Consider the following 21,882-nt stretch of genomic DNA (forward strand, 5'->3'; position numbering starts at 1 on the left):
CGCCTGTCGTGGCGCCGGGGCCGGCGTGGGGGAATGTCGCGTTGGCGCGCGGACCTGGGGCCGCGCGCCAGGCCCTCCCGCGATGGGGTGGACCGGTCCGGTGTCCAGCGCCTGTGCGATGACGGTGGCCTCCTGCTTCGGGGGGAGGCAGGAGGCTCGCCGGATCATCGCGTTCGCATCAGCCGCGGGGTTCCAGCTCCAGGTCGCGCAGCAGCGCGGTGAGGTGGTCGCGGAGCGTGCGAACCTGGGGCGGTTGCAGCAGGCTCCGGTGGTCTCCGGGGAGCGGCTGGACCGTGACGCCGCCGGTCACCCAGCGGGCCCAGCCCGCGTCCGGGCCCGCCGCCGGGTCTTCCTGCCGCGACGCCGCGGGGAAGAACGCGGCCCGGCCGGGGTACGTGCCCGCCGGAATGTAGCCGCGCATCGCCTGGGCCAGTCGTTCGTGGATGGCGAAGAGGCGCTGGAGGACGGCGGGCTCCAGTCCCTCGTCGCCGCGCAGCCGCACCAGCGTCTCCACGACCTGCTCCAGCCACCCGGGGCCTTCGGACGAGGACAGCAGCCGCTCCAGCTCCGGCCCCGGAAGGTCCTGGGGCGTGAGGCCGACCATCTGGGTGAGGCGGGCCAGCCGCGTGAGCGTGGGTGGCTCCGCCTCCGCTTGTCCGGTGGGCGCGTACGCGTCGATGAGGGCGAGCAGCTCCACCGGTTCGCCCTGGTCCTGGAGCTGCCGCGCCATCTCATAGGCGACCACGCCGCCCAGCGACCACCCCGCGAGCCGGTAGGGCCCGCGCGGTTGCTGGCCGCGCACCTCCTCCACGTAGCGCCGCGCCAGGGCCACGAGCGAGTCCGGCGGCAGCGCGCCGCCGTCCATGCCGGGCGCGGAGAGTCCGTAGAGCGGGTGCGCGTCGCCCAGGTGTCGCACCAGCTCCGCGTAGCTCAGCACCTCGCCGCCTCCGCCGTGGACGAAGTACAGCGGGCGCCGCTGGGAGCGTCCGGTGTCCAGCCGCGTGAGCAGCGAGCGGGCGTCGTCGGGCCGCAGCCTCGCCGCGAGCCTGCGCACCGTGGGCCCCTGGAAGAGCGCGGAGAGCGGCACTGTCATTCCCGTCCTCGCGCGGAGGTCCGCCATCAGGCGCACCGCCAGCAGCGAGTGGCCACCCCGCTCGAAGAAGTCATCGTCGATGCCCACGCTCGGGAGCCCCAGCACGCGCGCGAAGGCCTGGGCGAGCTGTTCCTCCAGCGGCGTGGTGGGCTCGGCGAACGCGGGCCCGGTGTCGGACTCCCACCGGGGGACGGGCAGGGCCCGGCGGTCCACCTTGCCGTTGGGCGTGAGCGGCAGGGCCTCCAGGAGCACGACGGCGGCGGGCACCATGTGGCCGGGTACCTGGTCCTTGAGTGCCTCGCGCAGGGCCTGGGCGGTGATGGTGGCACCCGGGGAGGTGACGACGTACGCCACGAGGCGCGGGTCGCCGGGGAGGTCCTCGCGGGCGACCACGATGGCTTCATGCACGGAGGGCAGGGCGCGCAGGGCGGTGGCGACCTCGCCGGGCTCCACGCGGAAGCCGCGCACCTTCACCTGGAAGTCGGCGCGCCCCAGGAACTCGATGCGGCCGTCGTCCCTCCAGCGGGCCCGGTCGCCAGTGCGATACATGCGCGCGCCGGGCGTGGGGCTGAAGGCGTCCGGCAGGAAGCGCTCCGCCGTGAGGTCGGGCCTGCCCAGGTAGCCGCGCGCCACCTGCGCGCCGCCGATATACAGCTCGCCGGGCACGCCCACGGGAGCGAGTCCCCCCGCCCCATCCAGCACATACACGCGCGAGTGTTCCAGTGGGCGTCCCAGCGGCACGGAGGCGTTGCGTGCGCCGTCCCCCTCCACCCGGCCCGCGAGGACACCCACGGTGGTCTCCGTGGGCCCGTAGTGGTTGTGCACCTCGCAGCCGGGCATGAGCGCGTGCACCGCGTCCACCAGGGCCCACGGTGTGGACTCACCGCCCAGCACCAGCCGCTTGCGCGGCAGGACATCGCGGGGCTCGGCCGCCGCCATCAACGCGGCGAGGTGCGAGGGGACGATCTTCATGCAGTCGATGGGGTGACGTTTGAAGAAGTCGCCCAGCGCGTCCGGCTGGGTGACGCGCTCCTGCGACAGGACGTGCAGCAGGCCGCCGGTGCACAGGGCGGGGAAGAGCACGGTGTTGCCCAGGTCCGCGGCGAACGTGGAGACGAGCGCGAAGCTGTCGCATTCCTCCAGGCCCAGGCGCGCGGTGACGGAGCGGACGTACACGGAGAGCTGCGCGTGCGTGACGCCCACTCCCTTGGGGCGCCCGGTGGATCCAGAGGTGAAGAGGACATAGGCCAGCGCGCCCGCGTCCACTCCGCCCGGCGGCGCATGGAGGGGCTGGTGCTCCAGCAGGTCCGCGTCCGTGTCCAGCCGCACCGCGGTGCAGGCCGTTTCCTCGAAGGCCGCCTCGTGATGCGACGTCGTCACCAGCACGGGCGCGGCGACCTCCGCCACCAACGCCTGGAGGCGGGCGGACGGCTGACCGGGATCCAACGGGACGTACGCGCCGCCCGCCTTCCACACGGCCAGCAGGGCCACCACCATGTCCACGGAGCGCTCCAGGCACAGCGCGACGCACGTCTCCGGGCCCACGCCCTTCGACTTCAGGTGCCACGCGAGCTGGTTCGCGCGGGCGTCCATCTGTCCGTACGTGAGCACCACTTCCTCGAACGCGACGGCGGGACGGTCCGGGTGGAGCCTCGCGCGGGCCTCGATGTCCTGGTGCACGGGGCGGGGCGCGGGGGGGACTGGCGCGCGCGGATGGAACGTCTCCAGCAGACGGAGGCGCTCCTCGGTGGGCAGCAGGGACAGGGCCTCCAGCCGCGTGTCCGGCGCTCCGAGCGCGGCGGTGAGCAGCGTCCGCAGGTGCTCCACCATCCGGGACATCGTCGCGGGTTCGAACAGGTCCGCGCGGTAGACGAGCGTGCCCCCCAGGGAGCGCGGCGTCTGGACGAGCGACAGGGTGAGGTCGGCCTTGGTGGCCTCCGTGTCGCGCTCCACCGGAGCGACGGTGAGCCCCGGGAGCGACAGCGGGCCCGCGGGCGTGTTCTGGAGCACCAGCACGGCCTGGAACAACGGCGAGTGGCTCAGGCTGCGCTGGGGCTGGAGCTCCTCCACCAGCTTCTCGAAGGGGACGTCCTGGTGCGCGTAGGCCCCCAGCGCGGTCTCCTTCACCCGCGCCAGGAGCTGGCGGAACGACTGTCCTCCGTCCACCCGTGAGCGCAGCACCAGGGTGTTGATGAAGAAGCCGATGAGCCCTTCGGTCTCCTGCCGCTGGCGACCCGCGATGGGCGTGCCCACGCTGACGTCGTCCTGTCCGGAGTAGCGCGACAGCAACACCTGCCACGCGGCCAGGAGCACCATGAACGGCGTGACGCCCGCCTCCTGGCAGAACGCGGCCAGGGACTCCGCGAGCGACGCCGGGAACTGGAGGGAGAGCAGCCCACCCCGCGACGTCTGGAGGGCGGGCCGGGGCCGGTCGGTGGGCAGCGTCAGGAGGGCCGGCGCGCCGGTGAGCTGGTGGCGCCAGTAATCGAGTTGCACGTCCAGGACCTCCCCCTGGAGCCACTGGCGTTGCCAGACGGCGTGGTCCGCGGCCTGGAGGGGCAGGGGCGCGAAGCCGGGGGACCGGGACTCGCGGAAGGCCGCGTAGGCCGTGACCAGCTCTCGCACGAGCACGCCCATGGACCAGCCGTCGGAGACGCCGTGGTGCATGTTCAGCACCAGCACGTGGTCGTCTTGCGAGAGCTTCAGCAGGAGCACGCGCAGCAGCGGGCCCGCGGCGAGGTCGAAGGGCCGCGCGGCTTCTTCCGCCACGAGGCGGCGGGCCTCGTCGAAGGCGGACAGGCCCCGGTCGCCCAGGTCCACCTGGGGCAGCGCGGGTTCGAAGGGCGGGGCGATGTCCTGGACGGGCTGGCCGTCCTGCTCACGGAAGGTGGTGCGCAGGGTTTCGTGGCGGTGCACCAGCGCGGTGAGGGCCTGGTGCAGCGCTCGGGGGTCCAGCGCTCCGCTCAGCCGCACCGCGGAGGTGAGGTTGTAGGAGGGGCTGCCGGGGTCGAGTTGATCGATGAACCACAGGCGCTGCTGCGCGAACGACAGGGGCAGGGGCCGGGTTCGCGGGACCGCGACGAGCGGTGGTGGAGGCGGGAGCGCCACGTCTCCCCGCGCGAGCAGCGTCCGGCGGATGACTCCGGCGCGGCGGTGGGCCTCCGCCCAGGTGAGGGGCTCGCCTTCCCACCGCGCGGCCACCGCGTCGGGGGTGAGGCGCGCCGCCGCGGCGAGGACCCGCTGGACTCCCGCGTCCGCAAGCGTGAGCGTGGACGGTTCACGCCACCCCTGAAGCAGCAGGTGCCGTTCCGCCGCCGTGAGCAGGGGCAGCGTGGAGAGGGGCTGATCCGGTGCTTCGAGCGCGCCCTCCAGCAGCACGCGCAGGTGCTCCACGAGCCGCGCCGCGGTCGACGCGTCGAACAGGTCGGCGTTGTATTCCAGCTGGCCGCGCAGCACGCCCTGGCGGTCCGTCACGGACAGCGCCAGGTCGAACTTCGCGGTGCGCTGGCCCAGGGGCAGGGCGGCCAGGGTGAGGCCGGGACCCATGACGTCGGGCATGGGCGCGTTCTGGTACGCGAGCATCACCTGGAAGAAGGGAGTCCGGCCCGGGAGCCGCTCCGGCCGCAGCGCTTCCACCAGCTTCTCGAAGGGGACGTCCTGGTGCGCGTAGGCGGCCAGCGTTCCCTCCCGCACCCGGCCGAGCAGGGTCCGGAAGCTCGGGTCGCCCCACAGCTTCGTGCGCAGCACCAGCGTGTTGACGAAGAAGCCGATGAGGCCTTCCAGCTCCGTGTGCGTCCTGCCGGCGACGGGGGCGCCGACGCTGACGTCCTCTTGTCCGGACCAGCGCGACAACAGGGCCTGGACGGCGGCGAGCACGACCATCGAGGGGGTGGCGTTCTCCTGGCGGCAGAGCGCGTCCAGCCCGTCCCACAGCGCGCGGGGGAACTCGAAGGGCACCGCTCCACCCCGGAACGTCTGGGGCGCGGGGCGCGGGCGGTCCGTGGGCAGCTCCAGCGAGGGAGGGGCCCCGGCGAGCTGCTGGCGCCACCAGTCCAACTGCGAGTCCAGCACCTCGTCGCGCAGCCAGGAGCGCTGCCAGACGGCGTGGTCGGCGGCCTGCACCGGGAGCGGCGCGAGGCGCGCGGGCTGGCCTTCGACGCACGCGGTGTACAGCGCCGTCAGCTCCTCCAGCAGCACGCCCATGGACCAGCCGTCGGAGATGGCGTGGTGCAAGGTGAGCAGCAGCACGTGCTGACGCGCGTCCATGCGCACGAGCACCGCGCGCCACAGCGGACCCTGCTCCAGGTCGAAGGGCCTCCAGGGCTCATGTCCGATGAGGCGCTGGAGGGTGGCGTCGCGCTCGGCTTCCGGCAGCGCGTGCAGGTCCAGCCAGCGGGCCGGCAGGGGCGGAGCCTCGTGGATGCGCTGCACGGGCTGGTGCGCGTGCTCCTCGAACGTCGTGCGAAGGGACTCGTGGCGCTGGTGCAGGGCCCCCAGCGCGCGGGTGAAGGCGGGCACGTCCAGCGGGCCCTCCAAGCGCACCGCCACCGGCAGGTTGTACGTGGCGCCCTCGGGGTCCAGCCGGGTGAGGAACCACAGCCGCTGCTGGGCGAAGGACAGGGGCGGTGGCTCCTGGGGGCTTCGTCGCGGAATGCTCGCGGGCGCGGAGGGCGCCAGGGCCTCGATGACGGGGGGCGCGTCCCACGCACCGGAGGGCTCCGCGGCTTCCCGTGCCGCCGCCTCCCTCAGCGGGAGGAACGGCAGCGCCAGCGTCGCGGAGGCGTCCGGCTTCGGTGCGGCCGTGGGGTCGGAGGCGAGGCGCTCGTCGATGAGGCGCGCCACCTGCTCCAGCGTCGTCGCCTCGAAGAGGCGGCGCAGGGGCAGCTCCACGTCGAAGGCCTGCCGGACGCGACTGGCGGCCTGGGTGGCCAGCAGCGAGTGGCCTCCCAGGTCGAAGAAGTCATCGCTCGCGCCGACGCGCGGCACGCCGAGCAACCGCGACCACAGCTCCGCGAGCCGTGTCTCCGTCGGCGTCCGGGGCGAGACGAAGGGGCGGGCGTCGTTCGTGAAGTCCGGCGCGGGCAGCGCCTTGCGGTCCACCTTGCCGTTGGGCGTGAGTGGCAATGCCTGGAGCACCACCAGCGCGGACGGGACCATGTAGTCGGGCAGGTCCTGCTTCAGCGCCTCGCGCGCCTTCGCGCCATCCACCGAGCGGCCCGGCCTCGCGACGACGTAGCCCACGAGCTGCTTCCCCGCGGGGCCCGCGTCGCGCGCGACCACCACCGCGTCCCTCACGTCCGGCAGCCGCGCGAGCGCCGCTTCCACCTCACCCGGTTCGATGCGGAAGCCCCGCACCTTCACCTGGGCATCGGTGCGCCCGAGGAACTCCAGCGCCCCGGTGTCGCGCCACCGCACGGCATCGCCGGTGCGGTACAGCCGGGCTCCCGGTTCGGAGGAGAAGGGATCCGGCACGAAGCGCTCGGCGGTGAGGGCCGGGCGCCCCTCGTATCCCCGGGCCACGCCCGCGCCTCCCAGGTACAGCTCCCCGCGCACGCCCACGGGCACGGGGCCTCCCCGTGCGTCGAGCACGTAGGCCCGCACGTTCGCCAGGGGGCGTCCGATGGAGGGCGTGCCTTCCTCCGCGACGACGTCGGTGAGCGTCGCGACCACCGTCGCCTCGGTGGGGCCATAGGAGTTGATGAACCGGCGGCCCGGCGCCCAGCGCGCCACGACGTCCGCGGGCAGGGCATCCCCTCCGGAGATGACGGTGCGCAGGTCCGGCAGGTCTTCGGCGGAGGTCGCCGCCAGGGCCGCGGGGGTGAGGCTGATGACGGTGAGGCGCTCCTCGCGCAGGAACGCCCGCAGCGGCTCACCCGGCATCAACCGCTCCAGCGGCGCGAGCACCAGCGTCGCGCCATTGCACAGCGTGGTGAAGATCTCCTCCACCGACAGGTCGAAGCTGGGGCTGGCGAACTGCAACACCCGGCTGCCCGGGCCGATGCCGTACGCCACCGCCTCGTGCGTCACCAGGTTGGCCACGCCGCGATGCACCACGGCGGTGCCCTTGGGCCGTCCGGTGCTGCCCGACGTGTAGAGCAGGTACGCCAGGTTCGCTGGCGTCACCCCCGCGTCTGGTGGCTCGGGCTCCTCGACCGACAGCGACGCGCCGACGGTGTCCAGGCACAGGGCCCGCCGGACCCAGTCAGGGGTGAAGCGCTCCAGGAGGGGCGACTGGGTGACGAGCCGCCGCGCGCCGCTGTCCTCCAACATGAAGGCCACGCGCTCGCGGGGGAGCAGCGGATCCACGGGCACCCAGGCGCCACCGGCCTTGAGGATGCCCAGCATCCCGATCACGAGGTCCGGGGAGCGCTCCACGCTCAGCGCCACCCGCGTCTCCGGCCCCACGCCTCCGCGCCGCAGCATGTGCGCGAGCTGGTTCGCCCGAGTGTCGAGCTGCGCGTAGGTGAGGGACGTGCCCTCGAAGACGACGGCGGTCGCCTCCGGCGTGCGCAGGGCCTGGGCCTGGAAGAGCGCGTGGAGGCAGGCGTCCGGGAAGGGCGCCTGCGTGGCGTTCCAGTCCACCAGCACCCGCTGGCGCTCCTCCGGGCCCAGCAGGTCCACCGCGGACAGGGGCAGCTCCGGGGTGGAGACCATCGCGGTCACCAGCCTTCGCAGATGGCCGAGCATCCGCTTCATGGTGGAGGCGTCGAAGAGGGCGGCGGCGTACTCCAGCTCCTGCGCGAAGCCCTCCGCGGTGCGGGTCACCGACAGGGTCAGGTCGAACTTGGCGGCGTGGCCCTGGCGCTCCTCGAACTGGAACGTCAGCCCCGGCACGGACAGGCGCGAGGGAGGCGTGTTCTGGAGGATGAACATCGCCTGGAACAGGGGGGCCTGATGCAGGTCTCGCATCGGCTGGAGCTGCTCATAGGGGACGTGTTGGTGCTCGAAGACGTCCAGCACGGTGGTGCGCACGCGGCGCAGCAGCGACCGCACCGTGGACTCAAGGTCGAAGCGCGTGCGCAACACCACGGTGTTGGTGAAGAAGCCGACCAGCCCCTCCAGCTCCGGCCGGTCGCGCCCCGCCACCGGAGAGCCGACGCTGATGTCGGACTGCCCCGTGTAGCGCATCAGCAGCCACTGGAAGGCCGCCAGGAGGACCATGAAGGGCGTCAGTCCCTCCGCGAGGCTGAAGGACTCCACCGCCTCGGAGAGCTCCAGCGGAAGCGTGGTGAACAGGTAGCCCGCTTCGGAGCGCAGCGGGTGCTTTCGGGGCCGGTCCGTGGGCAGCTCCAGCGACGACGGGGCTCCCTCCAGGTGTCGCCGCCACCACGCCAGCTGCTTCGCCAGATGGCCGCCATCCAGCCACCGGCGCTGCCAGGCGGCGTGGTCCACGGCCTGGATGGACAGCGGCGCGAGCGGTGACGGCCGGCCCGCGACGAACGCTGGATACAGCTCCGTCACCTCGCGGACCAGCACGCCCATGGACCAGCCGTCGGACACGATGTGGTGCACGTTGAGCAGGAGCAGGTGTTCGTCCACGTCCATCACCAGCAACGTGGTGCGCAGCATGGGGCCGTCCTCCAGCGAGAACGGCCGGCGGGCATCCGCCTCGGCGCGGTGCCGGGCCTCGGCCTCGCGCTCCCGGAGCGGTAGCGCCCGCAGGTCGACCACCTCCAGCGGTCGCTCGGTGGGGGGCGCGATGTGCTGCACGGGGCCGTCCGGATCGTCCCGGAACGTCGTGCGCAGGGGCTCGTGCCGGTGGACCAGCGCCTCCAGCGCCCGGCGCAGCGCCTCCACGTCCAGCGCGCCCGTCAGCCGCAGCGTCGCGGGGAGGTTGTAGGCGGGGCTTCCGGGCGCGAGTTTGTCCAACAGCCACAGCCGCTGCTGCGCGTACGACGTGGGCAACCGGCCGGTGCGCGGGATGCGCTCCAGGGGCTGCGCCTCCACGCGCTGGCCGGACTGGAGCGCGGCGTCGATGCGCCGGGCGAAGGCCGCGACGGTGGGCGCCTCGAACAGCGTCTGGACGGGCAGCTCCACCTGGAGGTTCGCGCGCACGCGGGAGATGAGCCGCGTGGCCAGGAGCGAGTGGCCGCCCAGCTCGAAGAAGTGGTCGGTGGCGCCCACGCGAGGCGCGCCCAGGAGTCCCGCGTACAGCTCCGCGACCTGCTGCTCGCGCGGAGTGGACGGGGCCACGTAGGCCCGCTCCCGCGCCCCCGCTTCCGGCGGCGGCAGGGCCTTGCGGTCCACCTTGCCGTTCGGCGTGAGGGGGAAGGTCTCCAACGCGAGGACGAAGGTGGGGACCATGTGCTCGGGCAGGTGCTTGCGCGCGAAGTCCCGCAGGGCTCCGTCGTCCACCTCGCGCCCGGCCACCGGCACCACCCACGCCACCAGCGTGCTGTCTCCGCCCGCGTCCAGGTGCGCGCCCGCCACGGCCTGGCGCACGTCCGGGTGGCGCGAGAGGACGGCCTCCACCTCTCCCAGTTCGATGCGGAAGCCGCGCACCTTCACCTGGAAGTCCGCGCGGCCGAGGAAGTCCAACGTCCCGTCCTGGCGCCAGCGGGTGAGATCTCCGGTGCGGTACATGCGCGCGCCGGTCCGGGAGGAGAACGGATCCGGAACGAAGCGCTCGGCGGTGAGGTCCGGGCGGTGGTGGTAGCCGCGCACCACGCCGTCGCCCGCGATGAACAGCTCGCCGGAGACGCCCATGGGCACCGGCCGGTGCTGGCCATCCAGCACGTACATCCGCGTGTTGGCGATGGGCGCGCCAATGGAGACGGTGGCGGGCGGCGCGTCCGTGTCCACCGTGTGGGTCGATGACCAGACGGTGGTCTCCGTCGGGCCGTACATGTTGGTGAGGCGAGTGGTAGGCAGGGCTTCGCGAAGCTGGCGGGCCAGCACTCCCGGCAGCGCCTCTCCGCCCACGAGCAGGTGGCGCAGGGCTCCCAGGGCCGCGACGGACTCAGGGGCCAGCACCAGCGTGCGCGCGAACGAGGGCGTGCACTGGAGGTGGGTGATGGCGTGGCGGGCCAGCACCTCCGTCAGCGGCAGGGCCGCGCCCCGGGCCGCGGCCTGCTCGTCGTGCAGCACGACCTGGAAGCCCCGCGACAGCGTCCAGAGGATTTCGAGGACGTGGATGTCGAAGGACACGCTCGTCACCGCGAGCCACGTTCCAGGCACCGCGGCGTCCAGCAGCGGATCCATGGCCGCCAGGAAGTTGGCGACGGTGCCGTGCGGGACGAGCACGCCCTTGGGACGGCCGGTGCTGCCGGACGTGTAGATGATGTACGCGAGGCTGTCCGCCGAAGCGGCCCCGGGCGACGCCGTGGCGGGGGCTCCGTCGTCGGGTGTGTCGAGCCGCAACACGTCCACGCCCCGGGCCGGGACGGCGCCGTCGAGGGCCGTCTCGGTGACGAGGACGCGGGCGCCGGAGTCCTGGAGCATCCACTCCAGGCGGTCCGCGGGGTAGTTCGGATCCAACGGCAGGTAGGCGCCGCCCGCGTGGAGGATGGCGAGCATCGCGGCGACGAGGTCGGGCGAGCGCCGCGCGCGCAGGGCCACCGGCGTGTCCCGGGTCACGCCCAGGGCCTGGAGCCGTGAAGAGAGACGCAGCACGCGCTGATGCAGCTCGCGGTAGGTGAGGCGGGTGTCCCCGAAGCTCAGCGCGGGCGCATCCGGCGTGCGGCGGGCCTGGGCCTCGAACTGGAGGTGGACCTCCGTGGCGTCGAAGGCGCGCGCCGTCGCGTTCCAGTCCATCAGCACCTGCTGGCGCTCCTCGGGAGGCAGCAGCGGCAGGTCCCCCAGGCGGGTGTCCGGCGCGCGCGCGGCGCCCTCCAGCAGCACGCGCAGCTGTGCGATGAGCCGGCGGATGGAGTCCTCGCGGAACAGCGCGGTGGCGTAGTTGATGGAGCCCGTGAGCCCCCGGGCGGAGTGGGTGAATGAGAAGGTGAGGTCGAACTTCGCCGCCTCCAGCTCCGCGTCGTACGGCCGCAGGGTGAGCGGCCCCGGCAGCGGCGCGTCCTGCACGGCCGGAGCGTTCTGGAGGATGAGCATCACCTGGAACAGCGGCGAGCGGCTCAGGTCTCGCCGGGGCTGAAGCTCCTCCACCAGCTTCTCGAACGGGACGTCCTGATTCGCGAAGGCCCCCAGCGTGGCTTCGCGTACGCGGTCAAGCAGCTGGAGGAAGGTGGGGTTGTCCTCCAGCCGCGAGCGCAGCGCGAGCGTGTTGACGAAGAAGCCGATGAGGCCCTCCAGCTCCGCGAAGCGCCGCCCGGCGATGGGGGACCCGACGGTGATGTCGTCCTGGCCCGACGTGCGCGACAGCAGCGCCTGGAGCCCGGCCAGCAGCACCATGAAGAGCGTGCTGCCGTGGCGGCGGGTGAGGGCCTGGAGCGAAGCGGAGAGGGCCTCGGGCAGCTCGAACGCGACGGTCCCTCCGTGGAAGGACTGGAGCGCGGGACGTGGGAAGTCGGTGGGCAGCTCCAGCGCCTGCGAGGCGCCGGCCAGGTGCTGTCGCCACCAGTCGCGCTGGCGGTCCAGGCCAGGGCCCTGGATCCACGTGCGCTGCCAGACGGCGAAGTCGGAGTAGCGCAGCGTCGGCTCTGCCAGGGGCGACGGCGCGCCCGTGGCGAACGCCTGATAGAGCGCGCGCATCTCGCGCACCAGCACGCCCATGGACCAGCCGTCGGAGACGATGTGGTGCATCGTCAGCACCAGCACGTGCGCTTCGGCGCCCTGACGCAGGAGGAGCGCGCGCAGCAGGGGGCCGGTGGTGAGCTGGAACGGGCGCAGGGCCTCCTCGCTCGCGAGCCGATGGGCCTCCGCTTCCGAGCTCACGTCGGTGACGGGGAGCTGGAAGGCCTGGGGCGCGACCTCTCGCTGGAGGGGCTCTCCCGCGTCGCCATGGAAGACGGTGCGCAGCGAGGCGTGTCGCTCCACCAGCGCCGTGAAGGCTCGCTCCAGCACGGCGAGGTCGAGCGGGCCTTCCAGCCGCAGCGCATGCGGCATGTTGTACGTGGCCGTGCCCGGCTGGAGCTGATCCAGGAACCAGAGGCGTTGCTGCGCGAAGGACAGCGGGGCCTCGGCGCCAGGGGGACGGCGTCCCGGCGCGGGCAGCGCGCTGCCTCCCCGCGTCTGAAGCTCCGCGTCCACTCGCGCCGCGAGCTTCCCGAGCGTGGGGGTCTCGAAGAGCGCGCGCAGGGGCAGCTCCACGCCGAACGCCGCGCGCACGCGGGCGACGAGCTGCGTGGCCAGCAGCGAGTGGCCGCCCAGCGCGAAGAAGTCATCCTCCACGCCCACGGCTTCGCGGTGCAGCAGGTCCGCCCAGAGCGACGCGAGCAACTGCTCGGTGGGCGTGCGGGGCGTGAGGGCCTCCGTCGTGGCGGAGCGCTCCTCGGGCGCGGGCAGGGCGGCGCGGTCCACCTTCCCGTTGGGGGTGAGCGGCAGCGCCTCCAGCACGACGAAGGCGGACGGCACCATGTAGCCCGGCAGCACGCGCAGGAGCGCGTCGCGCAGCCCCGTGGACGCAGGCGCCGTTTCACCGGGGACCGGGACCACGTAGGCGATGAGCCGCTTGTCGCCGGGGACATCCTCGCGGGCGACCACGATGGCCTCCCGCACGGAGGGCAGGGCGCGCAGGGCGGTGGCGACCTCGTCGGGCTCCACGCGGAAGCCACGCACCTTCACCTGGAAGTCCACGCGCCCCAGGAACTCGATGCGGCCGTCCGCGAGCCACCGCACCCGGTCGCCGGTGCGGTACATGCGCGCGCCGGGCGTGGGGCTGAAGGCATCTGGCAGGAAGCGCTCCGCCGTGAGGTCGGGCCTGCCCAGGTAGCCGCGCGCCACCTGCGCGCCGCCGACGTACAGCTCGCCGGGTACGCCCAGGGGGGCCGGACGCGCCGCCGCGTCCAGGACGTACAGCCGGGAGCCCGACAGCGGGCGTCCCAGCGGCACGGAGGCGTTGCGTGCGCCGTCCCCCTCCACCCGGCCCGCGAGGACACCCACGGTGGTCTCCGTGGGGCCGTAGTGGTTGTGCACCTCGCAGCCAGGGACGAGCGCGCGCGCCGCGTCCACCAGGGCCCACGAGGAGGATTCGCCACCCAGCACCAGGCGCTTGCGCGGGAGCACGTCGCGGGGCTCGGCCGCCGTCATCAGCGCGGCGAGGTGCGAGGGGACGATCTTCATGCAGTCCACCGGGTCCTGGCGGAACAGGTCGGCGACGGCGGCGGGCGTGCTGGCCGTCTCCTGGGAGAGGACTCGCAGGAGGCCACCGGTGCACAGCGCGGGGAAGAGCACGGTGTTGCCCAGGTCCGCGACGAAGGTGGAGACGAGCGCGAAGCTGTCGCAGGCCTCCAGTCCCAGCCGGTGCGTGGCGGCGTGGACGTACGCGGCCAGCTGCGCGTGCTCCACGCAGACCCCCTTGGGACGGCCCGTGGAGCCGGAGGTGAAGAGGACATAGGCGAGCCGTCCAGCGTCCCGTGAGCCGGGAGGCGCATCCCCGCGCGAGGCCGCGAGCACCCCGGCCTCCGTGTCCAGGCAGACCGTCTGGACCTTCGCGAACGCGGCGGAGTGGGCGGAAGCCGTCACCACCACCGAGGCGCCCGCCTCCGACGCCAGCGCCTCCCGCCGGGCCTCGGGCCACTCCGGATCCAGCGGCACGTAGGCGCCGCCGGCCTTCCAGACGCCGAGCAGCGCCAACACCCCGTCCACGGAGCGCTCCAGGCACAGCGCCACGCGGGACTCCGGCCCGACTCCCAGGGAGCGCAGGTGCCACGCGAGCTGGTTGGCGCGCGCGTCCAGCGCTCCATACGTGAGGGACCGCCCGTCCGCTTCGACCGCGACGCGCTCCGGATGGCGGGCGGCTTGCTCTTCGAACCGCGCGAGGACGTCCAGCGTGGCGGCGGACGGCAGCGGCTCCGGCGCGTTGAACGACGAGAGCACCCGGGCGCGCTCCGCGTCACCCAGGAGGGGCAGCGCGTCCAGGCGCGCATCCGGCGCGGCGAGCGCGGCTTCCAGCAGGATGCCCAGGTGCTCTCCCAGGCGCTCCACGGTGGACGCGTCGAACAGGTCGGTCCGCCACGCGAGCGTGCCGGTGAGGCCGCGCGCCGTCGCGGTGAGGGACAGCGTGAGGTCCGCCTTGGCCGCGTCGAAGTCCCGCTCCAGGGGCTCGAAGGCGAGGCCCGGCAGCTCCAGGGGCGCTTCGGGCGTGTTCTGGAGCACCAGCATCGCCTGGAAGAGGGGCGAATGGCTCAGGGTGCGTTGGGGCTGGAGCTCCTCCACCAGCTTCTCGAAGGGCACGTCCTGGTGCGCGTAGGCCGCGAGCGTCGTCTCCTTCACCTGCTGGAGCAGCGCGCGGAATGAAGCCGCGCCGTCCAGCCGGGCGCGGAGCACCAGCGTGTTGACGAAGAAGCCGATGAGCCCTTCGGTCCGCGCGTGCGTGCGCCCGGCGATGGGCGTGCCCACGCTGACGTCGTCCTGTCCGGAGTAGCGCGACAGCAGCCACTGGAAGGCGGCCAGCAGCACCATGAAGGGCGTCAGCCCCTCGCGCTGGCTGAAGGAGGCGAGCGCCTCCGAGACGGCGGGAGACAACGCGAAGGGCCGCACCGCCCCGCGCCCGGTCTGCACGGCGGGGCGAGGCCGGTCGGTGGGCAGCTCCAGCAGCGTGGGGGCTCCGGAGAGCTGACGCCGCCAGTAGGCCCGCTGTGCCTCCAGCACCGGGCCCTGGAGCCAGGCGCGCTGCCAGAGGGCGAAGTCCGCGGACTGCACGGCCAGCGGTGCGAGGTGGAGCTCCCGTCCCGAGGCGAAGGCCGCGTAGAACGCGAGCAGCTCGCGCACCAGCACGCCCATGGACCAGCCATCGGAGACGATGTGGTGCATCGTCACCAGCAGCGCGTGCTCCTCCGCTCCGGACTGGAGGAGCGTGGCCCGCAGCAACGGCCCCTGGGTGAGGTCGAACGGGCGCACCGCCTCCGCGCTCGCCAGCCTCCGGGCCGCGTCGTGCCATGCCTCCGTGCCGGGCCGCGGCGGGACGACGGACAGGTGGAAGTCCGCATGCGCGGCGATGTGCTGGACGGGCTCGGTGCCTTCGAGGCGGAAGGTCGTGCGCAGCGCTTCGTGGCGGGTGATGAGCGCTTGGAAGGCCCGCTCCAACGCCGCCACGTCGAGCGCGCCCCGGAGCTTCAGCGCGGAGGCGATGTTGTAGGCGGGGTTGCCGGGGTCCAGTCGATCCAGGACCCACAGCCGCTGCTGCGCGAAGGACAGCGGCGGCGCGGGCGTGCGGGGGCCGGGGACGAGGGGCGGCGCGGCGGGCGTCTCCCAGCGGGGGCTCGCGTCGATGCGGCGCGCGAGCTGCGCCACTGTCGGCGCCTCGAAGAAGGCGCGCAGGGGCAGCGTCACGTCGAACGTGGCGCGCACGCGGGAGGCGAGCTGCGTGGCCAGCAGGGAGTGCCCACCCAGCTCGAAGAAGTTGTCGGTGGTGCCCACCGGGTCGCGCCGCAGCACCTGAGACCAGAGCGCGGCGAGCCGCTCCTCGGTGGGCGTGGCTGGCGCGACGTGCACGGCGCCCGGCGCGGCGTCGTCCGGCGCGGGCAGCGCCTTGCGGTCCACCTTGCCATTGGGCGTGAGGGGCAGGGCCTCCACCAGGATGAACACGGATGGCACCATGTACGCGGGCACCGAGCGCAGCAGGGCTTCGCGCAGCGCGGCGCGGGCGCTGGCATCCCGAGCGCCGTCCCTCGCGACATAGGCGACGAGGCGCCTCTCCGCGGCGCTTCCCCCTTCCTCCACCACCACGAGCGCTTCGCGGACGCCGGGCTGCTGGCGCAGCACGGCCTCCACCTCTCCCGGTTCGATGCGGAAGCCGCGCAGCTTCACCTGGAAGTCGGTGCGGCCCAGGAACTCCAGCGTGCCGTCCGCCCGCCACCGGGCCTTGTCTCCAGTCCGGTAGAGGCGCGCTCCGGGGGTCGTGGAGAAGGGGTGGGGGATGAACCGTTCGGCGGTCAGCTCGGGCCGGTGGAGGTAGCCCCACGCCAGCCCGTCGCCACCGACGTACAGCTCCCCGGGCACGCCGACGGGCGCGGGGTGAAGCGATGCCTCCAGCACGTAGGTGGTGGACGCCGGGATGGGCCGGCCGATGGACACCGTGTGTCCCACGACGGCGTCCGCGCGCATCGGGTGGTGCGTGGAGAAGGTGGTGTTCTCGGTGGGGCCGTAGACGTTGCTCAGCCGGCCATCCGGGCCCCGGCGCGCCAGGAACTCGCGCGCGCGTTGGGGCGGCATCGCCTCTCCACCCACGAGCACATGCGGCACCCGGTCCCAGGGCGCTTCCGGGTGCAGCACCCCCTGCTCGAAGAGGGCGGTGGTGAGGAAGACGACGGTGGGCGCCACCTCGCGCAGGAGCGCGGTCAGCTCCTCCAGCGAGAGCGGATGCGGCGGTGCCAGCACCAGCCGGCCTCCATGCAGCAGCGCACCCCACAGCTCCCACGTGGACGCGTCGAAGGCGAGCGCGGAGGTCTGGAGCAAGACGCTGTCCGGCCCCAGGTCGTAGACCTCCGGCGCGTGCACGAGGCGCACGACGCCCCGATGGGCCACCATCACGCCCTTGGGCCGTCCGGTGGAGCCCGACGTGAACATCACGTACGCCAGACTGTCCGCCGTCGTCCCGGAGGCGGGAGCGTGCGAAGGCTGCCCGTCGAGGGTGTCCGCCTCGGTGTCCAGGCAGAGCGTCGGGCCGTCGAACGTGGGCAACGCGGCCCGGGTCCCGGCGCGGGTGAGCAACACCCGTGGCGCTGTCTCCTCCAACAACAGGGCGAGCCGCTCCCGGGGATGCGCCAGCTCCAGGGGCACGTACGCGCCCCCCGCCTTGAGGACGGCGAGGACCGCGACGACGAACGCGGGCGAGCGCTCCAACCCCAGCGCCACGAGGCTGCCGGGGGTGACGCCCTTCGCGCGAAGCGCGTGCGCGAGCTGGTTGGCGCGGGTGTCGAGCTGCCGGTAGCTGAGCGTGACGTTGCTTTGGACGAGCGCGATGGCGTCGGGTGAGCGGCGCACCTGGGCTTCGAACAGCTCCGGCAGGGACGCATCGCGGGGATGGGTGGACCGGGTGTCATTCCAGTCGTGCAGCACCTGCCGCCGCTCGTCGTGGGTGAGGAGTGGAAGCGCGGACAGCCGCTGCTCCGGGGCCTGGAGGGCTCCGTCCAGCAGCGCGTGCAGGTGCGTGAGCAGCCGCGCCACGGTGGCCTCGTCGAACAGCTCCGTGCGGTACTCGGCGGTGAGGTCCAGGCCGTGGGCCGTCTCGGTGGCGATGAGGGTGAGGTCGAACTTCGCGACCGGCGCGCCCGCCGGTTCGGCGTCGATGAAGAGGCCGGGCAGCCGCGCCGGGGGGAGGGGCGCGTTCTGGAGCGCGAACATCACCTGGAACAGCGGGGCGAGGTTCAGGCGGCGCACGGGCTGGAGGACCTCCACCAGCTTCTCGAAGGGCACGTCCTGGTGGGCGAAGCCCCCCAGCGCAACCTCATGCACGCGGGTGACGAGCTGGCGGAAGGACGGGTCGCCGGACAGGCCGACACGCAGGGGCAGCGTGTTGACGAAGAGCCCGATGAGCGCTTCGAGCTCCGGGCGCGAGCGGCCCGCGACCGGAGTGCCGACGGTCAGGTCGTCCTGTCCGGAGTAGCGGTGCAGCAGCGCGTCGAACGCGGCCAGCAGCACGGAGAACACCGTGCGGCCCTCGCTCACGGCCCACCGCTTGAGCTCCCCGGTGAGGGCAGGGGAGAGCCGGAGCGAGCGGCGGGCACCCACGGAGGACAGGACCGGAGGCCGGGGCCGGTCGAGCGGCAGCTCCAGCACGGCGTGCGGATCCACCTGCTCGCGCCAGTACGCCAGCTGTCCCTCCAGCACGTCTCCCTGGAGCCACCGCCGCTGCCAGACCGCGTGGTCGGCGGGTTGGAGCGGCAGCGCGGGCAGGGATGGTGTGACCCCCGAGGCCCGGGCGCGGTACAGCTCCGTCAGCTCGCGCACGAGCAGGCCCAGCGACCACCCGTCGAACACGATGTGATGCACGGTGAGCAGCAACACGAACGCGGCGTCATCGAGCCGCAGCACCGTGGCGCGCAGCAGCGGACCGGTGTCCAGCGCGAAGGGCCTCATCGCCTCGGCGCTGGCGCGCTGACGGACCTCCGCCTGCCGCGCGGCGATGGGCAGCGAGCGCAGATCGATGGCCTCCAGTGGGAACGGGCCCGGCGCGGCGATGACCTGCCAGGGGCCCGGCGCGCCGGCGCGGAAGGTGGTGCGCAGCGCTTCGTGCCGGTGCACCAGCGCCTCCAGCGCGCGGCGAAGGGACTCCAGATCCAGGGCGCCAGTGAGCCGCAGGACGAGGGGCATGTTGAAGGCCGCGCTCCCAGGCTCCATCGCGTCGATGAACCACATCCGCTCCTGGGCGAAGGACAGGGGCAGCGGCTCCTCCCGCGCGACGGGGAGCAGCGGCGGCGTCGCTGGCGCCGACGCGTGCGTCCCGCCATCGATGCGCCGCGCGAGCGCCTCCAGCGTGGGGGACTCGAAGAGGCCGCGCAGGGGCAGCTCCACGCCGAAGGACGCGCGGACGCGGGAGAGCAGCTGCGTGGCCAGGAGCGAGTGGCCCCCCGCCTCGAAGAAGTGCTCGGTCGCGCCCACGCGCGGCACGCGCAGGACCTCCTGCCACAGCTCCGCCAGCCGGGCCTCCGTGGGCGTGCGGGGCGCGACGTACTCCCCGGCGGTGACGGTGGTGTCGGGAGCGGGGAGCCGCTTGCGGTCCACCTTGCCGCTGGGCGTGAGCGGCAGCGCGTCCAGGACGACGAAGGCCGCTGGCACCATGTACCCGGGCAGCCGCTCCTGGAGGCGCGAGCGCAGGCCGCCCACGTCCCTGTCCTCGCCCCGGACCATGACGTACGCGACGAGGCGCGGATCCCCGCCTCCATCCCGCCGGGCCAGCACCACGGCCTGCCGTACGGTGGGCAGTTGCTCCAGCGCCGCCTCGATTTCACCCAGCTCGATGCGCAGGCCGCGCACCTTCACCTGGAAGTCGGCGCGCCCCAGGTACTCGATGGAGCCATCCGGGAGCCACCGCGCCACGTCGCCCGTGCGGTACAGCCGTGCGCCGGGCCGCGCGCTGAACGCGTCCGGCACGAAGCGCTCCGCGGTGAGCGCGGGCTGGTGCAGGTAGCCCCGGCCCACCTGCACCCCGCCGATGTGCAGCTCGCCTCGCACGCCCACGGGGACCGGGCCGCCCTGCGCGTCCAGCAGCAGGATGCGTGTGTTCGCGATGGGCCGGCCAATGGGGACCGAGCGCCCGCGCTCACCCGCGACACACGCGTGCCAGGTGACGTCGACGGCGGCCTCGGTGGGGCCGTAGAGGTTGTGCAGGCCCGCGGACGGCAGCCGGCGCAGGCACCGTTCGGCCAGCTCCAGCGGCAGGGCCTCGCCGCTGCACACCACGCGCTGGAGGGTGGCGCAGGCCGTCGCCTCGGGCTCCTCCAGGAACACCTGGAGCATGGACGGCACGAAGTGGATCGTGGTGACGCCCGCTCGCGCGATGAGCCTCGCCAGGTACACCGGCTCCTGGTGTCCGCCCGGCCGCGCCACCACCAGCCGCGCGCCCGTCATCAACGGCCAGAAGAACTCCCACACGGACACGTCGAAGCTGAACGGCGTCTTCTGGAGCACGACGTCGTCCGGGCGCAGGTCGAACGCGTCCTGCATCCACCGCAGACGGTTGACCACCGCGCGGTGCGTGTTCATGGCCCCCTTGGGCCGCCCGGTGGAGCCGGAGGTGAAGATGACGTAGGCCAGCGCGTCAGGCACGGCCACGGGAGGCGGCGCGTACCGGGGCTGTGCCGCGACGGCCTCCCACTGCGTGTCCAGGCAGAGCACGGCCGCATGCGTCCCGTCCGGGGGAAGGCGCGCGAGCAGGTGCCGCTGGGCCAGCAGCACCTGGGGCCGCGCGTCCTCCAGCATCCACGCGAGCCGCCGCGGCGGATGGTCCGGATCCAGGGGCACATAGGCGCCCCCGGCCTTGAGCGTGGCGAGCAGGGCCACGACCAGCTCCACGGAGCGCTCCAGGAGCAGGCCGACGCGCGTCTCCGCCCCCACGCCCAGGGAGCGCAGGTGCCACGCGAGCTGGTTGGCGCGCGCGTCCAGCTCCCGGTAGCTCAGCGCCGCGTCCTCGAACACCAGCGCCACCGCGTCGGGAGTCCGCTCCACCTGGGCCTCGATGAGCGAGTGGAGGCACGCCTCGGGCATGTCCACCCGCGGTCCGCTCCAGTCCTCCAGCAGGCGCAGGCGCTCGCGCGCGTCCAGCAACGGCAGCCTGGACAGGGGCTGCTCTGGATCGCGCACGGCGCCTTCGAGCAGCGTGCGCAGGTGCGCGAGCATCCGCTCCACGGTGGCCACGTCGAAGAGCGCGGTGCGGTACTCGGCGGTGAGTCGCAGGCCGTGGGCCATCTCCGCGGCGATGAGGGTGAGGTCGAACTTGGCCGAGCCGCTGTCCACCGGCTGCGTCTCCATGCGCAGGCCGGACACGTCCACGGTGGGCAGGGGCGCGTTCTGCAGCACGAACATCACCTGGAAGAAGGGCGTGAGGTTCAGCCGGCGCGCGGGCTGGAGGACCTCCACCAGCTTCTCGAAGGGCACGTCCTGGTGGGCGAAGGCCCCCAGCGCCACGTCATGGACGCGGCCGGTGAGCTGGCGGAAGGACGGATCTCCAGACAGGTCCACGCGAAGGGGCAGCGTATTGACGAAGAGGCCGATGAGCCCTTCGAGCTCCGCGCGGGAGCGGCCGGCCACGGGCGTGCCGACGGTGAGGTCGTCCTGTCCGGAGTAGCGGTGCAGCAGCGCGTTGAACGCGGCCAGCAGCACGGAGAACAGCGTCCGGCCTTCTTGGATGGACAGCTCCCGCAGGGCCTGCGTGAGCGCCGCGGGCAGGGTGATGCCAAGGCGTGCCCCCTCTTCGCCGAGGACGGCCGGACGCGGACGGTCCCCGGGCAGGTCCAGGACGGCATGCGGATCCAACCGCTCGCGCCAGTACGCCAGGGGCTCTTCGAGCACGGCGCCCTGGAGCCATTGCCGCTGCCACGCGGCGAACTCCGTGTACTGCATGGCGAGCGGCGGCAGCGCGGGGACGCCACCGGAGGCGAACACGGGGTAGAGCGCGGACACCTCGCCCACGAGCACGCCCATGGACCAGCCGTCGGTGATGAGGTGGTGCAGCTTGAGCAGCAGCAGGTGCGCGTCGTCCGCGAGCCGGTAGAGCACCGCGTGCAGCAAGGGACCGGCCTCCAGATGGAACGGTCGCCGCGCCTCCTCATGCAGCCGCCGCCACGCCTCGGGGGCGCGTTGGGGCGCGGGGAGCTCCCGCAGGTCCACCGCCTCCAGCGGGAAGGGCAGGTCCGGCGCGATCCGCTGCACCGGCCGTCCATCCTGCTCCATGAAGGTCGTGCGCAGCGTGTCGTGGCGGCGCAGCACCGCGTGGAGGCTCTCGCGCAAGGCACTCACGTCGAGCACCCCGTCCAGCTTCACCGCCACGGGCATGTGGAGCGCGGCGCTCGTGGGCGAAAGCCGCTGCTGGAGCCACATCCGCTCCTGAGCGAAGGACGCGGGCGCCCGCCGGGGCTGCCGCTGCTGCTCCTTCAACAATGCCGCCAGCCGGGCGCGCTTCTGTTCCGGGGAGAGAGCCATGGTGGAGTGCCCCATTCGCACCGCTCGGCGTTCTGAGGCGCCATGACCGGCCGCCCGGGTGCGACCTTGTTTGTATTGAGCAACTACAC

1 protein-coding gene is annotated in these 21,882 nt (G+C 73.4%); it reads right to left on the reverse strand.

Annotation, left to right across the window (positions count from 1 at the left end; translation table 11 throughout):
• Window positions 1-178: 178 nt before the first annotated feature.
• On the reverse strand, window positions 179-21,793 hold the full coding sequence (locus GTY96_RS04215) for a non-ribosomal peptide synthase/polyketide synthase (protein ID WP_161663907.1): 21,615 nt from the start codon (window positions 21,791-21,793) through the stop codon (window positions 179-181).
• Window positions 21,794-21,882: the final 89 nt, after the last annotated feature.

Origin of the sequence: Corallococcus silvisoli (assembly GCF_009909145.1) — a bacterium.
In the GTDB taxonomy this organism is placed as follows: domain Bacteria; phylum Myxococcota; class Myxococcia; order Myxococcales; family Myxococcaceae; genus Corallococcus; species Corallococcus silvisoli.